This is a genomic window from Oxynema mangrovii CENA135 (assembly GCF_016632315.1).
Classification (GTDB): domain Bacteria; phylum Cyanobacteriota; class Cyanobacteriia; order Cyanobacteriales; family Laspinemataceae; genus Oxynema; species Oxynema aestuarii.
Genome location: NZ_JAEOXH010000001.1, coordinates 3,513,903 through 3,538,472 on the forward strand (window position 1 = coordinate 3,513,903; position 24,570 = coordinate 3,538,472).

General features: G+C 54.2%; 16 protein-coding genes and 1 tRNA gene. 7 read left to right on the plus strand and 10 right to left on the minus strand.

What is annotated here, in order from left to right:
- Positions 1-502: 502 nt before the first annotated feature.
- Together JJD41_RS13700 and JJD41_RS13705 are read left to right on the plus strand one after the other, a co-directional pair.
- Positions 503-5,299, plus strand: coding sequence for a PAS domain S-box protein (locus JJD41_RS13700; RefSeq protein ID WP_200666771.1), 4,797 nt, complete (start codon positions 503-505; stop codon positions 5,297-5,299).
- A 151-nt stretch (positions 5,300-5,450) separates the two neighbouring features.
- Positions 5,451-7,139 carry a WG repeat-containing protein gene (locus JJD41_RS13705; RefSeq protein WP_200666773.1) on the plus strand — a complete coding sequence of 563 codons (1,689 nt, stop codon included), beginning with the start codon at positions 5,451-5,453 and terminating at the stop codon, positions 7,137-7,139.
- A 69-nt stretch (positions 7,140-7,208) separates the two neighbouring features.
- On the opposite strand, the gene JJD41_RS13710 is transcribed toward JJD41_RS13705, so the two are convergent.
- The gene (locus JJD41_RS13710; RefSeq protein ID WP_234488625.1) at positions 7,209-9,278 is read right to left on the minus strand and encodes an adenylate/guanylate cyclase domain-containing protein; all 2,070 of its coding nucleotides are present in this window, start codon (positions 9,276-9,278) and stop codon (positions 7,209-7,211) included.
- A 180-nt stretch (positions 9,279-9,458) separates the two neighbouring features.
- The gene (locus tag JJD41_RS13715) at positions 9,459-9,692 is read right to left on the minus strand and encodes a hypothetical protein (protein WP_200666777.1); all 234 of its coding nucleotides are present in this window, start codon (positions 9,690-9,692) and stop codon (positions 9,459-9,461) included.
- Positions 9,693-9,781: 89 nt separating this feature from the next.
- Here JJD41_RS13715 and JJD41_RS13720 point away from each other — a divergent pair, with 89 nt between their 5' ends.
- Positions 9,782-10,162, plus strand: a complete 381-nt coding sequence (locus JJD41_RS13720) for a hypothetical protein (protein WP_200666779.1) — start codon at positions 9,782-9,784, stop codon at positions 10,160-10,162.
- Between the two features lie 2 nt (positions 10,163-10,164).
- Here JJD41_RS13720 and JJD41_RS13725 read toward each other — a convergent pair whose 3' ends face one another.
- From JJD41_RS13725 to JJD41_RS13740, 4 genes are all read right to left on the minus strand, one after another.
- A complete protein-coding gene (locus tag JJD41_RS13725; RefSeq protein ID WP_200666781.1) occupies positions 10,165-10,572 on the minus strand; it encodes a DUF1257 domain-containing protein in 408 nt (135 codons plus the stop codon).
- 97 nt (positions 10,573-10,669) lie between these two features.
- Positions 10,670-10,741: transfer RNA gene (locus JJD41_RS13730), tRNA-Lys, on the minus strand.
- 57 nt (positions 10,742-10,798) lie between these two features.
- A complete protein-coding gene (locus tag JJD41_RS13735; RefSeq protein ID WP_234488626.1) occupies positions 10,799-11,617 on the minus strand; it encodes an alpha/beta hydrolase in 819 nt (272 codons plus the stop codon).
- 45 nt (positions 11,618-11,662) lie between these two features.
- Complete coding sequence (locus tag JJD41_RS13740; RefSeq protein ID WP_200666784.1) at positions 11,663-12,385, minus strand: lysophospholipid acyltransferase family protein; 723 nt, start codon at positions 12,383-12,385, stop codon at positions 11,663-11,665.
- Between the two features lie 564 nt (positions 12,386-12,949).
- Between JJD41_RS13740 and metG the strand changes: the two genes are divergently transcribed.
- The 4 genes from metG to JJD41_RS13760 all read left to right on the plus strand — a co-directional run bounded on the left by metG (position 12,950) and on the right by JJD41_RS13760 (position 17,256).
- Positions 12,950-14,554, plus strand: coding sequence for a methionine--tRNA ligase (gene metG, locus JJD41_RS13745; RefSeq protein WP_200666786.1), 1,605 nt, complete (start codon positions 12,950-12,952; stop codon positions 14,552-14,554).
- Between the two features lie 413 nt (positions 14,555-14,967).
- Positions 14,968-15,579 carry a LabA-like NYN domain-containing protein gene (locus tag JJD41_RS13750; protein WP_168567830.1) on the plus strand — a complete coding sequence of 204 codons (612 nt, stop codon included), beginning with the start codon at positions 14,968-14,970 and terminating at the stop codon, positions 15,577-15,579.
- Positions 15,572-16,756 (plus strand): LPS export ABC transporter periplasmic protein LptC, encoded by a 1,185-nt coding sequence (gene lptC, locus JJD41_RS13755; RefSeq protein WP_200666788.1) that lies wholly within the window; start codon positions 15,572-15,574, stop codon positions 16,754-16,756. Before JJD41_RS13750 ends, lptC begins: the two co-directional genes overlap by 8 nt.
- Positions 16,757-16,866: 110 nt before the next feature.
- Positions 16,867-17,256, plus strand: coding sequence for a 6-pyruvoyl trahydropterin synthase family protein (locus JJD41_RS13760; RefSeq protein ID WP_200666790.1), 390 nt, complete (start codon positions 16,867-16,869; stop codon positions 17,254-17,256).
- A gap of 177 nt (positions 17,257-17,433) precedes the next feature.
- Here JJD41_RS13760 and JJD41_RS13765 read toward each other — a convergent pair whose 3' ends face one another.
- The 4 genes from JJD41_RS13765 to JJD41_RS13780 form a co-directional block, all read right to left on the minus strand.
- Positions 17,434-17,889 (minus strand): hypothetical protein, encoded by a 456-nt coding sequence (locus tag JJD41_RS13765; protein WP_200666792.1) that lies wholly within the window; start codon positions 17,887-17,889, stop codon positions 17,434-17,436.
- Positions 17,890-17,894: 5 nt separating this feature from the next.
- Complete coding sequence (locus JJD41_RS13770) at positions 17,895-18,995, minus strand: ParM/StbA family protein (protein WP_234488627.1); 1,101 nt, start codon at positions 18,993-18,995, stop codon at positions 17,895-17,897.
- Positions 18,996-19,476: 481 nt separating this feature from the next.
- Positions 19,477-19,866 carry a Rid family detoxifying hydrolase gene (locus JJD41_RS13775; RefSeq protein WP_200666796.1) on the minus strand — a complete coding sequence of 130 codons (390 nt, stop codon included), beginning with the start codon at positions 19,864-19,866 and terminating at the stop codon, positions 19,477-19,479.
- Between the two features lie 228 nt (positions 19,867-20,094).
- Positions 20,095-24,054 carry a PAS domain S-box protein gene (locus JJD41_RS13780; protein WP_200666798.1) on the minus strand — a complete coding sequence of 1,320 codons (3,960 nt, stop codon included), beginning with the start codon at positions 24,052-24,054 and terminating at the stop codon, positions 20,095-20,097.
- Positions 24,055-24,570 lie beyond the last annotated feature (516 nt).

The window sequence follows — 24,570 nt, forward strand, 5'->3', positions numbered from 1 at the left end:
GTCGTTTTTATTTTACCTGAAATTTGTAAATAATGTTTACAAATGTAAAAGTTATTTGACAAATCTGGGGCGAGGTCGGGCGATCTCGGATCCGGGGGATTCGCTCCCGACGATCGCCCCGTTCCCGGATCGGGCGATCGAGACGGGTAAAAGTATCAAAATTCTCAAAATTTTCTAAAACGGTTTGAAGTTCGAGAGAATGGCCGCAATCGAGTCCAAAAATATTTTTTTTCAAGAGAGATTTAACGGCGATCGAAGCGATCGTCTTTCGCCCATGCTTTACCACAGTTAAGAACAAGGGGGCGAGCCAGAAAGGGATTGAATTCTTAAGTTTTTTTTAAGCTTCTTGCCGATCCCCAAGTTTTATACTTTTGTTTAAGTTTGATTAAATTAATTTTTAAAAAGCAAGAAAAATACTAATATAGTAACAAAATGTTGAGTTTTAGCTGAGTTTCCGGGGTGGCATCTAACCCGGATAAGATGGGTAATTGAAGGAGAACCAATGGGATTAGTCGGACATCAAAGGGATCGCGCCTCGACTAACCGCAATTTAGAAAACCAAAGTTCTAAACACACTCAAACGACAACGGAAAGCAGCCTGCAAACACAGGCGAGACGGTTGCCGTGGCTCGAATTCCCCGACCCTAGAGAAAAGATGTTCGAGGGACAGTCCATTTACCAACAAATCGGTCAAGACTTACCCATTGCGATGGCTCTCGTGCGCGCCAGCGACGGGGTAATTGTCTATGCCAACCCGCGATTAGAAAAACTATTCGGTTACGAGGACGGCCAACTGGTCGGCTGCCAAACCCTTCAACTGTATTGGAATCCGAACCAACGGGCCGAACTGGTTCAGTCCGTCTCCGAACGAGGCGAAATTAGTGACTGGCCACTGTTGGCTAAAAAAATAGATGGAAGTCCGATTTGGGTGTCGATGAACGCGCGCCAACACCCGATCGCCGACGAAGCCCTCTTCTTAAAAACCTTTATCGATATTACCCCTTTCAAACAAGCCAAAGATACCCTCAAAGTCCTGCTCGACAGCCCCCTAGGCGACGGGGGAACGACCTGCTTGGGCGAATTGGCGCGTTATTTAGCCCTCGCCGTCGGCGCACGATCGGCCTTTGTCGCCGAACTGTTCGGCGGGAACGATCGCCCCGCCCGAATTTGGGTCGGCCATCCCCAACAACCGATTCAAATCCAATGTTCCGGCTGCGAGTGCCTGCCGCAAGGGGAATATTGGTTGAATCAAACCCCCTGGGCGCAAGTGCTAGACCTCGGACAGGGGAGCGGTTGGCTCTCCCCCGAGCTCCTTCGCTTTGCCGACGATCTCGACAGCGACGGCGAAGAACCGTGCCAGTATTTCGGCGTGCGCTTGGAAGGTCGCGACGGTCGGGCTTTGGGACTGGTGGGACTGATCGGAGATCGCCACTGGACCGCCGATGGAGAAACCGACTCGATTTTACGCTGTTTCGCCGCTCGCGCCACCGCCGAACTCGAACGGCGCCAGCTCGAAGAAGCCCTCCAGCTCGAACGACGCAAACACCAACTCACCGTAGAAGGCGGCTCCATCCTCACTTACACCCTCGATCTCCAAGGACGACCCCTTCAAATCGAAGGATCCGCGCCCGGGATCTTCGGCGGCGAACGAGTCGCGTCTGCCGAGGAACATCACGCCGAAATCGAGGCAGAATTGGCATTCGATCGCTACCGCCAGCGCCCCGAAATCTCCCGGGCGATCGCCCGAGGACTCGCGGGCCGAGCCGAAACCTGGGTCGAATCCGCCGACGGCAGCCTCTACCGCCACGAAACCCACCCCCTATATAACACCTTCGGAGATCCGATCGGCTTATTTGGCAAAGTGCGAGAACTGCCCCCCACGGCGGCAATGCTCCAAGGGAGCTACGACCCGATCGCCCCCCAAACCGAAAGCGATCTGTTCGTCGGCGGCCCGGTCACCGTGTTCCAATGGCAACCCCGAGAAAACTGGCCCGTAGAATCGGTCTCGCCCAACGTCACCCAATTCGGCTACCATCCCCAAACCTTTATCGAAGAAGGCTTGTGCTACGCCGAGATCGTCCATCCCGAGGACTTACCCCGGGTCGCCGCCGAAGTCGAACAGTTCCTCGCCGCCGGACAAGACCGCTTCGAGCAAAATTACCGGATTTGTTGTGCGAACGGCGAAAGTCGCTGGATTCGCGATTTTACCGTGGTCGTGCGCGATCGCCACGGCGAAATCCTCCACTATCGCGGCTATATCGTCGATATCACCGTTAGCGAAGCGACGCCGAAGGCGTTTCGCCAGCAAGCCCTGTTCGCCTTGCAAGAGAGCGAAACCCGACTGCGCCAAGCCCTGCAAGCCGCCCGCATGGGCGTCTGGGATTGGGACCGCCACAGCAACCGCGTCACCTGGTCTCCCGGGGTCGAAGAGATGTTCGGACTGCCCCCCGGCTGCTTTGGCGATCGCCCGGACGCCTACTGGCAATACATCCATCCCGACGATCGCCAGACCGTCCGCGAAGCCGTCACGCGCACGATTCTCCTGCGCAGACAGGCGGCGATCGCTGCCAAAACCAACTACTACAACGAACACCGCCTGCTCGATTCCGCCTCCGGTCGCGTGCGTTGGATCGCCTTTCAAGGGGATGTCATCCGCGACGAAGCCGGGGAAGTCGTCCGCATGACCGGAACTGTCGTCGATATCAGCGATCGCAAACAAACCGAAGCCGCCCTGACCCAATCGGAAGCCCACTTCAGAGCCATCCTCAATTCTTCCCTGCAAGCAGTCGTCTTTATCGATTGCGACTATCGCATTCAAGTCTTTAACAAAACCGCCCGCCTCGCCACCGAAGCCGTTTGGCAAAAAACCATTCAGCCGGGAGACTCCATTTACGAATACGTCGCCCCCGAGGATTTAGAAGACTTCAACCGCGACTTTCACGCCGCCTTAGCGGGACGTTCCGTCTCCACCCAACGTAACATTCGCGGGAACGGAACCGAGGACAACTGGTTTGAAGTCAGTTACTATCCGGTGTTTGACGATAACGAACGAGTCATCGGGGTTTGTTTTATCGCCCTCGACATTACCGAACGCAAAGCCGCCGTCGATGCCTTGTATCGCAGCGAAGAACGCTTTCGATCCTTGGTGCAGTATTCCTCCGACACGATCGCCATCCTCACCGACCGAGGGGCGATCGCCTACGCCAGTCCGTCGAGCGAGAAAATCTTAGGATATACCCCGGAACAATTAATCGGTAAAAATGTTTTTGAATATATCCATCCCGACGATCGCCACCGCTTTCAAGAATTATTTTTAACCGCCCTCGCCCGACCGGATTTTCTCGTCGAAATCGAATGTCGCTTTCTGCACGGAAATGGGGAGTGGATTTATTTAGAATCCGTCGGCAGCAACCGCCTCGACGATCCGAGCATTCGCGGCTTTGTCGTCAACGCCCGGGACGTGACCGACCGCCAGCAACAAGAAGAATGGCTCAAACTGCTCGAACGGGCGATCGCCGCCAGCAATAACGGGATCGTGATTACCGACGCTTGCGCCGGAGACAATCCCGTGGTTTACGTCAACCGGGCGTTTGAAGAAATTACCGGATATCGGTCGGCGGAAGTGCTCGGTAAAAACTGCCGCTTTTTACAAGGGAAAAAACGCGACACCACCGTTTTAAATCGCTTGCGATCGGCAATTCGCAACGGAGAAGACTGCACGGTAATTTTGCAGAACTATCGCAAAGATCGCACCCCCTTTTGGAACGAACTGCGCCTGTCTCCGGTCAAAAACGATCGCGGTCGATTGACCCATTTTATCGGCGTTCAAATCGATATTACCGAGCGCAAAAACGCCGAACAAAAATTAATCCACCAAGCCTATTACGACGCCTTGACCGGGTTGCCCAACCGGGCACTGTTTATGGAACAGTTGCACGCCGCCAGCCAACGGGGCAAAGACAGGAGCGACCGTCTGTTTGCCGTCCTGTTTATCGATCTCGACCGTTTTAAAATCGTCAACGACAGTTTGGGTCACGCGATCGGCGACATGTTGCTCGTCGCGATCGCCTATCGCCTGCAAAAAGGACTCGCCGAAGTCGAAGGGATCTCCTCTCTAGCCGAGGAGATCGACCCGCCGCCTCCGGTCGCCGAACCCCTATATAACTACCGCCAGTCTTCCTCCCGCAGGCGATCGGCCAACTTCACCGTCGCCCGACTCGGCGGCGACCACTTCACGATCCTGCTCGAAAACCTCCACAGTTTGGAAGACGCCACCGTCATCGCCGAAAGCATCCACGCCCAACTGAGCGCCCCCTTCACCTTTAGCGGACACGAAGTGTTCGTCACCGCCAGCATCGGCATCGCCCTGAGTACCACCGATTACGAAGCCCCGGCAGACCTGCTACGCAACGCCGATCTGGCCATGTACGCCGCCAAAGCCGCCGGAAAAGCCCGTTATGCGGTCTTCGACAAAGCCATGCACGATCGCGCCGTGCAACGGTTACAACTCGAAAACGACCTGCGCCGCACCCTCCACGACCTCGAAACCGAAGGCAAAACCGACCTCTTTTTGACCTACCAACCGATCGTCTCCCTGATCGACGGTCATTTAGTCGGCTTCGAGACCCTCGTGCGCTGGCACCACCCTCAAAAAGGCTTGATTTCTCCGGCTCAGTTCATCCCCCTCGCCGAAGAAAACGGCACGATCGTTCCCCTGGGAGAATGGGTTCTGTACGAAGCGTGCCAGCAACTCGTCCGATGGCAGCGAGACTATCCGCGCGCCTGCGAACGCCTCAGCCTCAGCGTCAATTTATCGGGGAAACAGTTTTTACAGCCCGATTTAGTCGAAAACATCGATCGCACCCTGCGCGAAACCGGGTTGAGTCCGGAAGCGCTGAAGCTCGAAATTACCGAAAGCGTGCTGATGCGGGATACGGAAGCCGCCACCAAAACCCTGTTAGAACTGAAAAAACGGCGCATTCACCTGTGTTTGGACGATTTCGGCACCGGGTATTCGTCCTTATCGCATTTAGCGCAATTTCCGATCGATACCCTCAAGATCGATCGCTCCTTCGTCAGTCGGATGATGAGTGAAGGGAAAGACCTCGAAATCGTCCAGGCGATCGTCAGTCTCGCTCATGCGTTGGATATGAACACGATCGCCGAAGGGATCGAAACCGCAGGACAACTGGTACAGCTCAAAACGTTGGGATGCCAGCAGGGTCAAGGTTATTGGTTTTCCAAACCCGTCGATACCGATCGCGCCACTCAATTAATTCGCTCTTCCGATCGCTCCTAAATACGGGCGGACGCAAGAGCCGATTTTGGGAAACGCGACCCGTTCGCGAAGCGGCTCCCTTGGAGCATCGCTCCGCCCACAATCCGGTGGCGATCGATGAAATTGCGGATAAAATCAATTTGACGATCGACTCGAAAAAGGAATCTCAAATTTGCAGGGGCAAGCATTGAACAAACTGTGGCAGTGGTGGAGCCGTCTGACCCTCGTGGGTGCCGTGGCGTGGACCGTTCAAACGCCGATCGCCTTGGGATTTACGGATACGGGCGGTCTGTGGAATCGCCCTTGCGTCGATCGCCTCTTCGATCGTGGCTTCGTCAGTGGTTATCCCGACGGCAGTTTCCGACCCAACGCCACCGTCACTCGCACCGAATTTGCCGTGTTGATGCTCAACACCTTTCCCAACATCCCTCGGGTGCGCGGTCCGGTCAACTTCAACGACGTTCCCAGCCGTTACTGGGGTTACAATGCCATCCGCGAAGCCAGCGCCCGCGCCTTTTTCGCCGGATATCCCGACGGCACCTTCCGACCCCAACAGGCGATTCCTCGGGTACAGGCGATCGCGATCGTCGCCAACGCCCTCGGTTTAATCGTTCCCGACGAGAACCCCGCCGAGATTTTGCAGCAATCGTTCCGGGATGCCGATCGCGTCCCCGACTATGCCAAACAGGCGATCGCCGCCGGAACCCTCGGCGGTTTGGCGGTCAACTACCCCGATGTCGATCGACTGCGCCCCAACGACAACGCCACCCGCGCCGAAGTCGCCGCCTTACTCTGTCAGGCTCTCGGTTTCGACGACACGATCGCCGCTTCCTCTGTCGTCCCCGCACGCTGGCGCCTCGCTTTTCCACCGACGCGCGGCGGTTTCCGGCAATTCGACGGCGGCTTGACCCCCATCCCGATCGATGGAAAATATGGCTATATGGATACGAGCGGAACCGTCGTGATTCCCCCTGAATTTGCGGTTGCCTCCCCGTTTTCCGACAATTTGGCCGCCGTCGCCATTCCCGGCGACAATGGCTTGATGTGGGGCTATATCACCCCCGACGGCGAGTTCGCGATCGAACCCCAAGAGCAGTTTAGCGAAGCCAAATCCTTTGCTGAAGGGATCGCCCCCGTCCTCGTCCTCGATCGTTATCCCAATCAGTCCTGGAAATTGATCGATCGCACGGGCGAGATCGTCGCTTCCACGGATTTATCCGGTCGGATCGAACCCTTTTCTGACGGATTGGCCAAAATCATCGTCAATCTCTCTCAAATTGGCTATCTCGATCGCCAAGGCAACATCGTTATCGAACCTCAATACTGGCAAGGTGGCTCCTTTTCTGAAGGATTGGCGGCGGTTCGCGTCAATCTTGACAGCCAATGGGGTTATATCGACAAAACCGGGGCATGGGCGATCGCTCCCCAATATGAACGGGCAGGTCAGTTTTCCGAAGGTTTAGCCCCCGCCAAAAGCAATGGCAAATGGGGATATATCGATAACACCGGGGAATGGGCGATCGCCCCTCAATTTTACGCCCCCGTCGCCGAACGTCCTGCCGACGGCGGCGACGCCCGGGTTCTTCCCGCCGAAATCCCCGCAGCCCTTCCCTTTTCCGAAGGCTTGGCGGCGGTTCAACTCGGAGAAAAAGCCGGATTTATCGATCGCCAGGGTAATTTCGTGATTCCCCCCGTCTTCGCTCAAGCGGACTCTTTTTCCGACGGACTGGCACGGGTCAATCTCGGCGGTAATTGGGTTGCAGTCGGCGGATCTTTCGTCCCGCAAGTGATGGTTTTCGCCGACTACAATACGATTCTTGATGGAGGAATGTGGGGCTATATTCGCCATCCCAATCCCTAGAAGAATTTCTAGTTTGTTCTATTCTTTCTAAATTCAGCGATCGCCCAATTTTTAATCCCTTTAATCCCTTTAAATTTGATAATCTTCGGGAGGCGATCGCCCGTCTACTAACCAATACGTAGTCATTTCTCCCTTCCCTTTCACCGAGATCGCCCCCCGTTTTTCAAAATGATAGCGATCGTGCAATACCGAATAAACCGCCTCCGTCACTTGAATCTGTCCCGGACTCCCTTGCGACTCCATCCGCGACGCCACATTCACCGTATCTCCCCACAAGTCATAAATAAACTTTTTCGTCCCAATCACTCCCGCCACCACCGAACCGCAATGAATTCCGATCCGAATTTGAAAAGATTCGTCGTAAATCGTGCGAAAACTGCGAATAAATCGTTGCATTTCTAACGCCATATCGGCGATCGCCGCCGTCGGATCCGCCGTTCCTAACGGTAAACCGCCGACCACCATATACGCATCCCCAATCGTTTTAATTTTTTCTAATTGATGTCGTTCGCTTAACTCGTCAAAGACAGAGAAAATCTGATTGAGAACTTCCACTAACTCCGAAGGGGTCAACCGCGCCGACAACTGCGTAAATCCGACAATATCCGCAAATAAAATCGTCACGCAGTCGAAATTTTCGGCGATCGCGCTTTGGTCATTTTTTAAGCGCTCGGCGATCGGTTTGGGTAGAATATTTAACAATAATTGTTCGGATTTTTCTTTTTCTTGTTGAAGTTCGAGGGTGCGTTCTCGGACTTTATACTCCAGCGATCGCGAATACTCCGCTAGCTGGTCGTGGGAACTCTTTAACTGAACGCTCATCTCATTGAATGAATTCGCCAATAAAACTAATTCATTCGGCCATTTCACCCGAATTTTCTGATTAAAATTCCCCTCGGCGATCTCCATACTCGCCTCACTCAAGCGCAAAATCGGTTGGGTAATCCAACGAGAGGTCATCCACCCGACCAAACTCGCTACAATTAAGGCGATCGCGCACAGTTGAATCGTGGTGCGGGTGTTGACGTGAATGCGTTCCATAAAATCCGCTTCCGGCACCACAATCACAATTAACCAATCTAAATTTTCTCCATCGCTAAAAGGCATCACTTGAACGAAGTGTTTTTCTCCGTTCAATTGAAACTGTAATTGACGAGTTTGGGTAATTTTATCTAAATTTTGATTAAAATATCCATCTAACATGCGTGCGGTATTGCGAATTAACGGATGTCCTACATCTTCAGCTTTAATCCGCTCTACGCGATCGCCGACTTTATTAAACGGATCTTGAGACACCGACGACGCCACCAACAAACCGGAACGTTCCATAATAAACGTCTGTCCCGACTGGCCAATTTGTAATCCTTGCAGAAAAGAACGAATGTGGGACAGAACAAAATCGACCCCCAAAACCCCGAGCAAACTGCCATCATCGCGATAAATCGCTTCGACTAAGGTAATTTTTAAACGCGGATCTTTAAAATCGACATAAATATCGCTCCAAGTCGGTTGTCTCGCTTCAATCGCATTGCGATACCAAGGTCGAACACGCGGGTCGTAAGCGTTACCCACTTCGAGTAAATCCGTCGGATTCCCGCGATCGTCGGTGGCGTAACTGTGGAACTTTCCCTCGGTATATGCTCCCGCTCTTCCGACTTGCCAAGTATTATCATTTTGAAATCCCAACCCGATAAATTCCCCGTCGGCCCCGCCAAAATAAAGGGCGGAAACGACGACGGGTTTAAAGAGATCCCGTTGTCGCCAAAATTGACGGGTCAAACTGGCGGTATCGGTAATGTCAATTTGTCCCAATTCGATCGCGTGAGCGTTGATGCGATCGAGGGTACGCGGAACTTGCAAGTAATTATGCAGTTGTTGGTCGATCCGAGCCCCAATTTCGGCGCGCAGTTGGGAGGCTAAATCGTTGACCGCTTGTTCTCCATTTTTGAGCGAAAGCCATCCGGTCAACCCCACCGCCACGGAAATTTGAACGACAAAGGGAACCACGAGAAGGAGACGGAGGGGAATTTGCCACGCTCCAAGGCGGGATCTCACGGAAGGTCGGGGTTCAGTCACGTCGATGACGGTCATGGATGGTTTGGAAAATTGCACTCGCAACCCCTTGTGATTCGTTGACATAGCGTTCGCGAAAGCGTCTCCAAAGGAGAACCGCGCGATCGGGGTTCCCCCTCGCGGCGCAAAATTTTTAGGGGTTGTTCGCGCTCGCTAGAAGCTTACTCAATTCTAGATTCTAGAATTTTGGCCTCTAGGATCGCCCGGCGCCTGTTGGAGGTCGTCTGACGAGGATTTTAGAAAGACTTAATGGTGACCGTTCCCGTTCGATCCGGTTCGCCGGGTCGCACTCCCGTCAAAGGCGATTTCGGGTCTGGAAAAACGGACGGATCGGTCTTCTCCCCGTTGCCTTTTTCCTAGCATCGGACGGGCGTTCGCCGAAAAGTTATTCGGGACAATTTCAGAATTGTCTGTTGTTTCCGTCGTCAACCCACGAACTTGCCCGGCGATCGCCCCTTTCCCTGACGGACGCTCGAACAACTGCTATAGTTCGCCCTTTTTAACCCCTGAGTGTTTTATAAGCTCGAATTGAATCGATACGAGACCCCCAATGTTAATGAGGTACCATCATGATTACCCGCAGAAAAGAAGGAGACCGACTCGATCGCCAACCGTCTCCCCAAGACCATCGCCATTCCCGTTTCAATCGCGAGCGGGATGAGGAGCGTTACGACGAGTTTAACCCCCGTCGCGACTATCTCGACTATCTCGACTATCTCGACGAGCTCGACGATCGCCACGATCGCCACGATCGCCACGATCGCCATTATCGTGAATTCGCCGATCGTCGCCGTCGTAAGTACGAAGGATTTGGCATAGGCGACGCGATCGCCCTGTTATTTATCCTGGCTATTTTTTCCGTGTTCATGACCTCGGTTTTCGATCGCGATTTACCGAAACCGACATCGCCGCAACCGACCCCGGTAGAAACCGAAACCAACGCGCCGTAAGCTCACACCCAGCGTCCGACCACCACGCGAATCGTACCGTCTTCTAAGGTTTCTTCCGATTCGATATTAAACCCTTGCGCCGGAGCTTCAGCCATTAACTGATGGTACGCATAGCGTTGGGTTAACTGCTCGATCCACTGGCGCGAATATTGCTGGCGATCGTATTCGGAAATAATCGCTTCAAAGGTGTTGTCTGGCTGCCGCTTAAATCCGATATCGTTGCTGTTGGCACCGATATATTGCCGTCGGACAATGACTTCGGCAGTTTGCGAGCGTCGGTCGCCTTGATAGCCGTAAAGTGGTTGAGGAATTTGATGAACTTCTACGCAATCGAAACCGAGATCCGCGAGAGCCTTTACTAGAGGGTCGATCGCTTTAATTTGAGTTTGGATCGTCGTGAAATGTGACATGACTCTACCACCTCGACAGACGGGTTTAGGACAAGCGGATCGGCCTGGAGAGTCCCCAGGGTGGGCATGAGTACCCGATTCTCGGGACGAGAACGAATGGGTTACCGGGGATTCGAACCCCGAACCGAGGGATTAAGAGTCCCGCGCTCTGCCGTTGAGCTAGTAACCCGTCCGCTATTTTAGCAATTGTTTTGGGTTTCCGACCATGGGGCCGATCCCCTTTCAGTTACGATCGCACCCTGGAGTAAGCCCGATCGCGGCGGGAGGGCAAAAAGTCGAGATCGCCGAGCAGTTGATAGAGATTGACCTCGGTTTCGAGCAGGCACGCATGACCGCTTTCGGGTAAGATAACCCGGCGGGCATTGCCCAGATGGGTCAGCAAGCGTTCGGATTCGGCGATCGAGGCGAGCAGGCGGTCGGCGCCACTGGCCACGATCGCCACGGGGACTCGAATCTGGCGTAGTTGTTCCGGGGCGATCGCGAAGTCGCGCAGCAAGCCAATCCGCCAACTGCTAGTTTCTTGGGGAAGGGACTGCATGGCGGCGAGCAGCGCTTGGCTTTCGCGTCGGGAAAGGCGCCCGAGGGAGGCGAGAAAGGGCAGTAAGGCGATCGCGCTGAGGGGGTACAGGGGGGTGGGAATCCAGCCGCTCAAGTGCGATCCCCACTGAATCCAGGGGCGGCGATCGAAGGCGGAGGCGGGATTGACTAAGACGGCGCGATCGACGAGATCCCCAGTCGCGAGCAGCACGTTTAAGGCGAGACAGCCCCCGAAAGATTCGGCACAGAGGTAAAGTGGACGGCGGCGATCGCCTTTGGCAGTTCTGAGGGCGGCGATCGCCCGTTCGGTCATTTCAAACCACGAGCAGCGCTCGTTCGGGGGCAAACTCAAACACCGGAGGTCGAAGGCGCGATCGAGACCTTTTTCAATTTGGGCCTGTAGCAAGGTGCCGCGACCGTCCATTCCGGGGAAAAAGACTAAAATCGGGCGATCGCCACGGTCGGGAACGGGTTGCAAGAGCTCGAAGGCACGATTTAACTCTGACATGACGAGGAACGAACGGGGATGGGGGAATTAAAAAGCGACGGGGGTTTAGTAGGAACCCCGACGCAGGAGACGGGCAATTTCACCGTAGCAGTCCGCGTTTAACTCCTCAATGGCGGTTTTGTCGAAAGAGGGGCGATCGCCTTGGCGTCGCGATCGCGAAATCCAACGCGGACGACCGAACAGCAAGTTGACTCGTCGGTAAATGACGATCGGGTGCCAGCCGTCTTGTTGGAAATAGGGTTCGGACGGGTCGAACCAGCTCAGCATCCTTACGGGTAAGGGGTTGTAAACGGTTTCTTCCACAGAGGCGATCGCCACGGGGATCACTGCTAACTCATCCACGGGCGCGCTCAAGGCCAAATGGGCGAACCCGGGATTAAAGGGCGCCAGCTCGTTCGCAGCGCTCATCTGCACCATGCTCGATGCACCTTCGGGGAAGATTCCGATCGCCTGCTGCTGTCGCAAGCAACGCAGGGCTTTGCGGAAAAAGCGGTGTTGCGGGCGATCGTTCGGTTCCAGGGGCAAACAGCCGAACGCATCGACGAATTCCCGCAATCCCGGCACTCGGGTCATGTAGTGATGACAGACAAAGTTAATCGGTCGTCCGCTCGCCGCCATCAATAGGGGAGCGTCCATGAAACTACGGTGATTGCTGACGAACACGGCGGCTCCCGAAGGTGGAATGCGATCCTCGTTGTAAACGAAAATCTTGGTTCCAACCCCCCAGAGAAACCCCCGTGAAATTGGTAATCGGCGATCGAATGACATCGCAACTATAGAGCGTAACTGCCTGATGAATTTTGTGCGGTCTCAAAATAGAGTGTAATATTACTTTACAGTTGTTGAAAAATATGATAAATCGATAGTTGGTTTATCGATCCTCGCCAGCAATTTTAAGCGTAAGCCAGAGAGGAGATCGAGATTGGCTCCGTGCGAGAGTCCGATTGTTTCCCTCGAATTGGCAAAGTCAAGCCCATCGATCTGGGTGCCAGCCATCTCGCAGATCGATATAATATTGGCAAGACGTTCTGGCTGAAACAATCCGATCGTTACTAGGGTAGGGGAAAGGCGATCGGTCAGTTTGCAGGAGGCTAAACTCAACACAAGTCCGTCTTGGAATCGGGATAAATATTAAGATTTTTGTCAGATAATTTAAGTATCATCCCGATGAAAGATATAAAAATTTATCGAGAAATTTAAGGTTTTGGGCAATTGCGCGATCGCTCATTCAACTTTAATCGTTACCGTGGCGACATACCTACTAAAATAGAAACCTGAAGTCCCTCATGTATGTCGTTCATCAGAAAATGGGGGTCATTTTTGACTTTATCCATGAGCTATATCGAGTCCGAACACAATAAGAATAGGTTTTCGATCGCCACACCGCTTTACTACGTCAACGACCTCCCGCACATTGGCAGTGCTTACACGACCATGGCTGTCGATGTTCTCGGTCGTTTCGAGCGATTGCGAGGTAAATCGGTATTGACGATTACCGGAACCGACGAACACGGGCAAAAAATTCAGCGAACCGCCGAAGCGGCGGGAAGTACGCCGCAAGAACACTGCGATCGCGTCGCGGCAGGATTCGAGGAATTGTGGCACAAACTTAACATTCACTACGATCGCTTTATTCGGACTACAGATCCGCGTCACGAACACGTCGTCAATGCCTTTTTTCAGCGCGTCTGGGATAACGGAGACATCTATCTCGGACGGCAACAAGGGTGGTACTGTGTTTCTTGTGAAGAATTCAAAGAAGAACGCGACCTCCTCGAAGGTCATCACTGCCCGATCCACTCCAATCGAGAAGCCGAATGGCGCGACGAAGAAAACTATTTCTTCCGCCTCTCGAAATACCAAAGTCAACTCGAAGCCCTCTATCGAGACCGTCCCGACTTTATTCAGCCGGAAAGTCGCCGCAATGAAGTCCTCAGTTTTGTCGAACGGGGACTGCAAGATTTTTCCGTTTCTCGGGTCAATCTCGATTGGGGATTTCCGGTTCCGGGGGATCCCAGTCATACCCTCTACGTTTGGTTTGACGCCCTCCTCGGGTACGTCACCGCCTTACTCGATCCCGACGACGAACCCACCTTAGAAAACGCGATCGCCAAGTGGTGGCCGATTACCATACACGCGATCGGTAAAGATATTCTCCGCTTTCATGCGGTCTATTGGCCCGCGATGTGGATGTCCGCCGGATTGCCCTTACCCAATAAGGTTTTCGGACATGGGTTCTTGACAAAAGACGGTCAAAAAATGGGTAAAAGTTTGGGCAATACCCTCAATCCATTTGAGTTAGTGGATCGCTACGGATCCGATGCCGTTCGTTATTACTTTCTCAAAGAGATTGAATTCGGTCGTGATGGAGATTTCAACGAAACCCGGTTTAAAAATATTCTCAATGCCGATTTGGCAAACGACCTGGGGAATTTATTAAATCGGACGTTGAAAATGGCCCACAAATATTGTCAGGGGGTCGTTCCCGATCTCAGTGGAGCCGAGATCCCCGACGATTGTCCCTTAAAAGTTGCCGGATCTTCCCTCGGGGAAGAGGCGATCGCCGCTTACGAATCTTTACGATTCGATCGCGCCTGCGAAGCCGTTCTTGCCCTCGTCAGGATGGGGAATAAATATATCGACGATCGCGCTCCTTGGAAATTGTACAAACAAGGGGAACAACAAGCCGTCGAACAAATTCTTTACAGCGTCTTAGAATCGGTCAGATTGGCCGCTTACCTCCTGGCTCCGATCGTCCCCAATACCAGTACCGAAATCTACCGACAACTCGGTTATTCGATCGATTTCAACGACAGAAATAGCGGCAAAACATTAAGGGATGTTAAGGAAAGCTTTACTGTTCACGTCCGTTGGGGAACACTACCCAACAGACAGACATTAGGGCAACCTCAACCTGTTTTTAGTCGTTTGGAATAAACGCAAAGCGGAGCGATCGCCGCCGCGATCGTCTCCCCCCCGATCGTCTCCCCCCCGCGATCGTCGCCTGGAGAAAGGAGGACAACAGGCATCTATTCTAGGGAGAAACAGGAAAAAAAAATTAAGGGCGATCCGACCAACGCTAAATTCCAATTGCTTTGAGGACTTGAACCAGGGAACGAGCCTAGGGCAATTGGCTTTTTACTTCCAGATACTCCAAGGAAAACATAAGGAGGTTTGCGGGAGTGACCACTCCGTAAAAGTCAGGGATCTACATCGGAGATCGAAGCATCTAAACGAAAAGTCGAGCGAGATTTAAACCAGCGACGTCGATCGCTACAGTCTGACGGTTCTCCTTTCGTTCAATCCATTTTTGGTATCAATTTTTTGATAAAAAAGAGGAAAATAAGAAAATGTTACAACATCCTGAAAATAACACCATATTTACACCGGAACAGGTTTTAGAAAATCGGGGGCGCGTCGCGATTTTTATCGACGGGTCGAACTTATTTTATGCAGCCTTGCAATTGGGAATTGAAATTGATTACACCAAATTGCTCTGTCGCCTCACCGCCGGATCGCGGTTGTTGCGATCCTTCTTCTATACCGGGGTCGATCGCACCAACGAAAAACAACAGGGATTTTTGCTATGGATGCGGCGCAACGGCTACCGGGTGATCTCTAAAGACTTAGTGCAACTGCCCGACGGTTCTAAAAAAGCCAACTTAGACGTGGAAATCGCCGTCGATATGATGGCCTTGGTGGGGTCCTACGATACCGCAGTGTTGGTTAGTGGAGACGGCGATCTCGCCTATGCGGTCGATGCGGTCAGTTATCGCGGGGTGCGCGTCGAAGTAGTCAGCCTGCGATCGATGACCAGCGACAGTTTGATCAACGTCGCCGATCGCTACATCGATTTAGAATCGATTAAAGAAGACATTCAAAAAACCCCAAGACATCCGAACTATACCTATCGGCCCCTGTCCGGGATCGGGATTGCCGACGAACACGAAGAACGTGCCTGAACTGTTTGCAAGACTCAAAAGGGCGAGCAAAAAGGTCGCGATCCGCAGAAGTGGCCTGTTGTGCTTGTGCTGTGCGCTGACGATCGCCTCGAACGGCTGTGGCGCCTTTCAGGGGGGGAAAGAAAGTGCGCCTTCGACTCCGACGGACGAGGCGATCGAAAAAGCGCTGACCTTCAATGACGTGACCCTCGAACAGGTGGACGACGAGGGTAAGATGGTCTGGAAGGTGCGATCGCCGATCGCCCGTTACAGCGCCGAGAATGAAGTGACTTACGTAGAACGACCGGAAGGCGAATTATTTCGCGCCGGGGAGTTGGTCTACAAAATCCGCGCCAAACGGGGGGAAGTGTATCAAAACGGCGCCAAAATTTTGCTCAAAGAGGAGATCGTCGCTACGGCGGTCGCGACGAAAGCAGTGCTGGAAGGGGAAGAACTCGAATGGCTGCCCGCCGAAGATTTGCTCGTGGTTCGCAATAACGTGCGCGGAACTCATCCCGAAATGGAGATTTCCGGTAATGAAGCGCGCGCCTACAGTCGCGCCAAGCGGATCGAATTGACGGGGAACGCGATCGGAACCACCCGACAAGCGCCCGTGTTGCAGTTAAGTGGCGAGCATTTCGTCTGGCAAATTGACGATCGCAGCGTCACGAGCGATCGCCCCATCCAAATCGAGCGCTATCCGTGCGAGAACGTCCGAGACTGCGCCGCGACCGATGTCGCCGTCAGCGATCGGGCCCAACTGAAAATCGACACCAAAATCGCCGACTTTCAGCAAAATACCGAGATTCGCTTAACCGAACCGCCCTTAACCGTGACGGGCGATCGCATGGTGTGGGATCTCGACGCTCAAACCATCGATTCGACCCAACCCGTCACCCTCGTCCAACGAAAACAAGAATTAACCTTTACAGGTCAACGAGGACGCTTGGAAATCGACCGCAAACTCGCCGAATTGACCGGAGGCGTCACCGGAGTCGCCCGTAACCCAGAAGCGAACTTACAAGCCGACCGCATGACCTGGTCGATTCCAACAGAGGAATTTGAGGCGCAAGGGGATGTGATTTACCGCCAGAGCGAACCGCCGATGACCTTGAGTGGACCGAAAGCATTTGGCAAGTTGCGCGATCGCAATGTCGTCGTCACCGGGGGGAATGTCGTTACCGATATTATTCCTTAGCCCACGCAAGCCCGCACAAGTCAGACCCCAGAATTAACAACGGCCCAGGGCCGCCAACCCGATCGCCTCTTCTGAATTCCCTACAATTCTCAACTCTACAAAAATTCCCAATGCCCAAATGGAAATTAACCACCGAATTCACCTTTGACAGCGCCCATTACATTCGCGACTATAACGGGCCTTGCGGGCGCTTGCACGGACATACTTATAAAGTGCGTCTCGAAGTGATTTCGCGGCAACTGCACCCCTCAGAATACTGTCCGCATCCCGTGATGGTTGCCGATTTTAAAACCCTCCGATGGGCGAAACGAGATGCGACTAAAGGGGGTTTAGATCACGGGGTTCTCAATGAAATTTTGCCGCCGGAATACGACACGACCGCAGAAGCGATCGCGCAATATATTTATCACGAAACCAAGCGACGGTTGCCCGAAGGGGTCGAGTTAAAAGTTGCCGTTTCGGAAACCCCCAATTCTTGGGTCGAATACGAGGAGGATTGAGAGGAAAGGAAGCCGTAGGAGAGTCAGCAGAGGCGATCGGGTTTTGTGCCCGATACCGGGGGAGTTCTTGCTCCGTGTCCGAAATGGGAAGAGCCACCCGTCAACAACATTTGACCGATGGCTCTCGAATGCAACAGAGGTAATGTTGAGATCCGAATTCAATCAACCCAAGCGACTTTAAAAATCATCGACTAACGAACTCAAACGACTCAACATCGGATCGACAGGTTGCGGTGGAGGTTCCGGTTCCGGTTCTGGCTGAGGTGGCGACCCAGAGAAAGAGCCGCCTTGACCGACTGCGATCGCCAACTGCGACACCTGCACAGTGAGTTGCTGCACCTGACGTTCGATGTCGTCGAGTCGATTTGCTTCCTTGGCGGCGATACGCTGTTCCAAATTCGCCAATTGACCCTGGAGGCGGGCAATTTGCTCGTCAACGGCACCCATTGAGGATGTCGGTCGTACCGAGTCCGGAACGTGTAACAACTGCCACAGGGCTTGCTTGCACAAATGACTGAAACTTTTCGACGGGTGCTTTGCTAACTCAGCTTCTACAGAGGCTAACAAAGTCCGGTCGGCCACCTCGTCGGTAAACTCGACACGCTTCTTTGTGTTGTTTGACCACAGTCTCATTAGCTTTAGGCTCTAGAGGATCGGTTGAACGAAGATGCAGCAGCCAGTTGGGCCTCAGCGTACAGATACTGACCCACCGAGTTCGCTTGTCGCGAAGGTTGGGCTAAATGCACTCTCAGTCCAGCGCCCTTGAGTAGGGGTTCGAGTCCTGCATAGAAGAATTCGCCACCGCCTCCGGTGAGGATGACATCGGTCACCCGTTCGGGAAGCCAAGCCACGACGCGATCGGACAATTCGCGAGCGAAATGTTCTTGAAGATTCGGGAGAAAATCGTCGAGGTTGATCGGTTTAACGGCACCACGAGGGCGGAAGAAGCGTTCCCCGCGAGGACGGTTGACCGCATTAATCAAGGTTAAAGACTGGCTGTCTACCTTTATATCCGATTGAGCGACTTTTTCAACTTCCGCCGCGACGCGCTTGTAAAATTCGCTCATGCCGAACGCTTCGCTTTGAGAAGCCCCGCGAGCCAAGCGGAAGGCATCGACCATGAGACAATCGGTGGTTTGGTGTCCGATATCGACGACGGCGACGGAAAGTTTGGAAAAATCGGGAGAGCTGCCTTTTTTATCGGCTTTTTCCTGAGATTCGCACCAAATGAGACTGCCGTAGCCTTCGGGCATCACCCAAACTTTCTGGACGTTGACCGAGATCGGCTGACCGCGATAATTCATTTGGTGCGATCCGCTCAGGAGGTTGACAATTTCTTCTTTTTCTTGCTCGAATTCGTCTTGCGAGTGAAACGGCAGCCCCAAAACGATCGCCACGTCGTTCTCGATACCGAAATAGCCGACACAAGCCAAAACCTTGGTCAAAGAATTCTCCACTTTGGAAGCGCCGACGCCGAGATCGGCGCCGAAGTCCGCCGCCAATTGACCGAGGGCATAACCGCGTCCTTGGGATTCGAGCCAAATATCCATCAACGCATCGCTGGGGCGGGCTTCAAACTCGCCACCGCGCAGTTTTTCGATGGGGACGCATTTGACGTTGGAGGGGATGAACACGACTTGATTGGGGTCGCGATTGACGCAGGCTTTGGTCGCGGTTCGTCCCAGGTCTACACTGAGAATCGTAGTTCTAAAGGTATTGGACGATTTACTCGTGGTCATGGAAGTATTTGTGGGCTGTTGGACTGTCATTAAACCGTATAACCTCAGCTAGATTCGCCATTACGATCCAACTCAACCCCAAACGGATCGGGATTGTGCTGGGTGTGAAGTACCACTTGCGTTCGCGAAGCGTTTCCCCAGGAGGATCGCCGCGCGACCGACAAGCAGTTTCCTGTTTCAACAGCCGATGCCTCTCGATCTTGACCTCGTTCGGTCTTACTCGGCCTCCACAGGCAAATCCCCCGGCTTCTCCAGGGGAGGGGGGGTACGATGCTGGCGCGATCGCCCGACGCCCCACGCTCACAGGCGCCGACCCTGCCAAAAACTGGATAGTTCGGTCAAAGCGCCTGTGAGCCACGCTGTGACCATTTTGCTTTATTTTCCCGGATTTGGGTGACGGCATCGCCGTCACGCCGATCGCCGATCGTACCAGATCGATCCGCGTGTGATGGTCTAACTCTTAAAACTCTCGTTGCTCGACTTAAATGACGGCAATGCAGTCAATTTCAACGAGAACATCTTTCGGCAGACGAGACACCTCGATCGCCGCGCGGGCCGGGGCACTCGCTTCCGGGAAATACTCGGCATAGACCGCATTGACCGTGGCAAAGTCGTTCATATTGGCTAAAAAGACCGTAGTTTTGACCACCTGCTCGAAGGTCGCTCCGGAAGCGGTCAGGATGGCCTCTAAATTCGCCATCACCTGCCGAGTTTGTTTGACTACATCATCGGGGCCGACAATTTCGCCCGTCTTCGGATCGAGGGCAATTTGACCCGCGACGAAGACGAGCTGACCCCCGGCGACGATCGCCTGATTGTAAGGCCCGACGGGGGCGGGAGCGCTTTCGGTCTGGATAACTGTTTTACTCATCAACAAGCGTTCTTTTGGGGCATTCTAGCGGGAAACACGGCGACCCGGGGGGCGATCGCGAAACGCCTCCGGCGTCGCTTCGCGATCGGCGGTTGCCTTCGCCCACCTCGGGCGTCAATTTTCATCAGTTTAGCGTCAAGGGGGTCTTCGGTCGCGATTCGGCTGGGAAGACCCCGAACGCAAAGCGCGAAGCCATGCCGTAAGCTATACGCGCACGCTCCGGAGCCGTCAGCGCGTGCAGTGACTCAACAGGGCATAACAGCGATTGCGACCGCGCAGTTTGGCTTCGTACAACGCCCGATCCGCGTGGGCCACCAGCAGATTCGCGGACCCGTCGGCACTCGGGATACAAGTCGCCGTTCCCAAACTGAGCGTCACGCACGGATCGATCGCCGATCCGGAGTGAGGTAATTGTAACCCCCGCACCCGCTCGCAAATCCGGCGGGCCACCCACTCGGCCCCTTGTAAATTCGTTTTCGGTAAAATCACCGCGAACTCCTCGCCGCCGTAACGGGCCACCAAATCCGCCGGACGTTTGACCGTGGCGGCGATCGCCCGCGCTACCTGCTTGAGACATTCATCCCCCGCCTGGTGACCGTAAGTATCGTTGTACGACTTGAAAAAATCGATATCCGCCATAATCAAAGACAACGGTTCGCGTTCCCGCGCCAGACGGCGCCATTCTTGCTCCAAATACTCGTCAAAACGCCGCCGATTCGCTAACTGAGTCAGTCCGTCCAAGGTCGCCAGTCGTTGCAATTCCCGATTCGCCGCCTTCAAATCCTCGTACAGTTGAGATTGCTGGGTGGCAATCCCCACTTGAGACGCCAATTGACTCAAAAAATTAACTTCGCTCTCGGGCCAGGAGCGCGGGCCGCGACATTGGTGGGCGACGAGTAGCCCCCAAAGCCGCTCGCCCTGGGCAATCGGCACCACCAAACAGGCCCGCACCTCAAACCGGGTCAGTAACTGCAAATAACACGGAGGTAACGGCGATCGCTCCACGTCCTCCACGCGGTGAATCCGTCCCCCTTGATAAAGCGGTACGTATTTTTCCTGAAAACAGGGGTCTTCAATCTGCAATCCCATCAACGAGGTCCACCCTTCCGCTACCGATTCCGCGACGATCTTGCCACTCCAATCGCTCTCGAACCGAAAGATCGCCACGCGATCGCCGCGCAAGAATTGCCGCACCCGCACCACCGCCGCATTCAAAATCTCCGACAACTCCAACGACTGGCGGATCTGCTGGGCGATCGACCCCATCAACCGTTCCCGTTGGGCTTGTTGGCGCAAGATCCGTTCGGTTTCGATCCGGAAGGTAATATCGCGTAAAATCGACTGTTCCACCCGGCGATCGCGCCCCCACTCCACCACGCTCGACGCCAAGTCCACCCAAATCGTATACCCATCCCGACACAACACCTGGGTATTGAGAACTTCACTCTTCCCGTAACGGGCGGTTTGGTGCAAACTACTCAAAATCCGACTCCGTTCTTGACGGGGGTAGAGTTGGCGGGCGTGCATTCCCCGTAACTCTTGTTGGCTGTAGCCCAACAACTGCTCGGCTTTCTTGTTCGCTTCCAAAATATACCCTTGGGCGTCGCTGAGCAAAATCGCATCCACTGCCTCATTCATCAACGCCCGATACTTCGCCTCCGACTCCTGAAGGGCGATTTGCGCTTTTTGTCGTTCCGTCACGTCGATCACCGTACCGAATAAGCGAACGACGCGATCCCAAACCTCCTTGCCGTCCTCGGTGTGGCTCGGAATCCGTGCTTGCGAGACAAAAATTCCTTCTCCTCGGGTTTCCACGTAACGCAGGGAGCCGTCCGCCCCGTAGACCCGATAGATAAACTGATAGCAACATCCATCCTCCAATGCTCGGGCGATCGTCTCTTGCCATAAGGGGCGATCTTCGGGATGGATTTGGGCTAAGTGAGTGTCGTAATTGAGAACGGTATCCTCACTCAGTCCGAAAATGGAATAGCATTGCTGCGACCAGGTAAACGCTTGGGTATCGATCTCGAACTCCCAACTGCCCAAGTGGGCGACGCGCTGGGCTTGCGCTAATTTAGCTTCGCTAGCCCTCAACGAGGCAATCAAACGGCTTTTTTCTTCTTCGGCCCGTTTGCGATCGCTGATATCCCGACCCACCCCCACCAACCCGACCACCGTTCCCCGGGAATCTCTCAACGGCGAGAGCAAGGTTTGAAAATATTGTAGGTCGCCTGTCGGATTTGGAGCCAACCAATCGTAAATGACTTGCTCTCCGGCGAGGGCTTTACGATTGGCGGTTTCGTGAACCCGCGCCCCTTCCGGACCGAACAGGTCGCGGGCGCTTTTCCCGATAAAATAGCGTGGATCGACTTGGTACTGTTCGTAACCGCAGCCGAAGATTCCCGTATGTCGTCCTTGGCGATCGAGGGTAAAGACGATATCGTTCATGGAATCGACTAAGCTGCGGAAGCGTTCCTCACTCTCGCGCAGGGCTAATTCCGTTTGCTTGCGTTCGGTAATGTCAATATAGCCGATCGTGACGCCGTAGTCCGCTAAGGGAATCGGGGCTGCCGTCACGCTAATCCAGGTAATTTGGCCGTCGCCCTTGACGATCCCCATTTCCACATTTTCGACGGTTCGATTTTCTCGGAGGGCGCGGACGCTAGCAAATTCTTCTGCAGGCATCGGGGTGCCGTCCGGGCGCACGATCCCCCAGGATTCCTCGTCGTATCGGCGGGAGGTATGTTCGTCGAGGGACAGACCCAAAATGCGTTCCGAAGCAGGATTGGCTTCGATCACGACGCCGTTGCAGTCGGTAATCGAAATTCCGATCGGAAAGGCTTCAAAGAGACTTTTATATTTTTGCTGGCTTTCTCTCAATGCTTGTTCGATCGCCTGCCGTTCGCTGATATCGGCATGGGAACCACTCATCCGCTTGGGGTTGCCGTTCTCGTCCCAGCGCGCTTTGCCTCGGTCGAGAATCCATTTGTAATCGCCGTTTTTCGCTCGCAGGCGATATTGGGCGACGTAGAATTCGCTTTCGTGTTGGAAGTGGAGGGCGATCGCCGCCAGGACGGACTCGCGGTCGTCGGGATGAATGCGATCGTGCCATTCCTGGAGGTGGTTGGCGATTTCGGCATCTGTATAGCCCAGTTGCTCTTTCCAGCGCGCCGAAAAGAAGACTTCCCCCGTTTTGAGATTCCAGTCCCAAATGCCGTCATTATTGGCTTCTAGGACTAATTGCCAGCGTTCCTCGCTTTCGCCCAGGGCTTCTTGGATCTGCTGGTTGTGGGTGATATCTTGGGTTACGGCCATTCCGGCGAAGACGGCGCCGGATGCGTCGAGCAGGGGAACGGTGTAGACTTGGTACACGCGATCGGCGTAGACGATCGGGTTGAGGCTGGCCACGCCGTTGAAAACGGCTCGATATTGCGGTTCGATTTCGGCGACGATCGACGGCGGGAAAACTCGATCGATGGTTTGCCCTTCGAGGAGGTCGCTCAATAGTCCAACTTCGGCCAATCCCCGACCTTCGGCAACGATGTAGCGCAGGTTTTCGTCGAAAATGACGATCGCCCCGTTGGGAAAATGCCGCAGGGCTTCTCGATACAATTGTTCCCGGGACGGGCGGCGATCGTCGTCGGCATTTTCGGGAGGCGGGTGGCGGTCGGTGATGTGGGCAGCGATCCCGTCGAGGCGGTCGGCCCGACCGAGGGGGTCGCGAATTAAATACGCTCGTTCGTGCAGCCATCGGATCTCGCCGTCGGGTCGCACGATCCGATATCGTAAATCCCAGCCGCCTTCGCTGGCCACCCGGGCGAGGGCCTGTTCGACCCGGGGGCGATCGTCGGGATGGATGGTGTCGAACCAGAGCTGGGGATCGTTGAAAAAATCGGCGATCGCCCGTCCGTAAAGGTGCTCGGCAGCTGGACTGACGTAAAAGGTCTCTCCTCGCGAAATGCTGACGGACCAAATGGCCTCGTCGAGGGAGGAGAGGATCCCTTCGAGCAGACCGAGACGGCTACAGGACAGGGGACAATGGTGACTGGGGTGTACTTGCCATCGAGTCGCGCACTCGCAGCTTGCCCTCGTGGGATCGTGGGGCTCGCGATTCTCCTGGGAAGACGCTTCGCGAACGTCCCCTTTTCGGCTTGGATTGTGATTGACGAATGGATTGTTGCGGTTCATCACCCTCGTCCCTGTCGGCGATTGGGAATTCAATTGAGCGGCTTTCACCCCGGCGATTTGGGATCGGGAACGGACGCCGATCGCCTGGGGGTGAACGGGGCGATCGTCAAACCTCGATTCTGGTTGTAGAGTTCCCTACTGCCTCGATTTTAATAATTTCAAAAACAGTGAAATCTTCAACGCCGACGATCGGGGGCGATCGCGGATTCAAACCGAGGCGAGCAAACGGGGATCGCGCGATCTCCCGGATGAAGATGGACGGGGATCGCCGAGATCGACAATGGTAGGGAAAGGCACCCTCGTCAATCCCGGGGATCGGTGGGGTGGCAAGCGAACTTTCGTTCCCGAAGATCCGAGGGTTTTCCATCGATCTTGAAGATCTCGATCTTTGAGATCGGCAAAACGCGATCGCCACCCCTTTTTAAAAGGGTTTTTTCTCTGTTCCCAAACCCTGAGATCGTCTCGGGTAAAACGGGGCAGATCTCGAGCGAAATCGATCCTTTTGTCGGGACGATC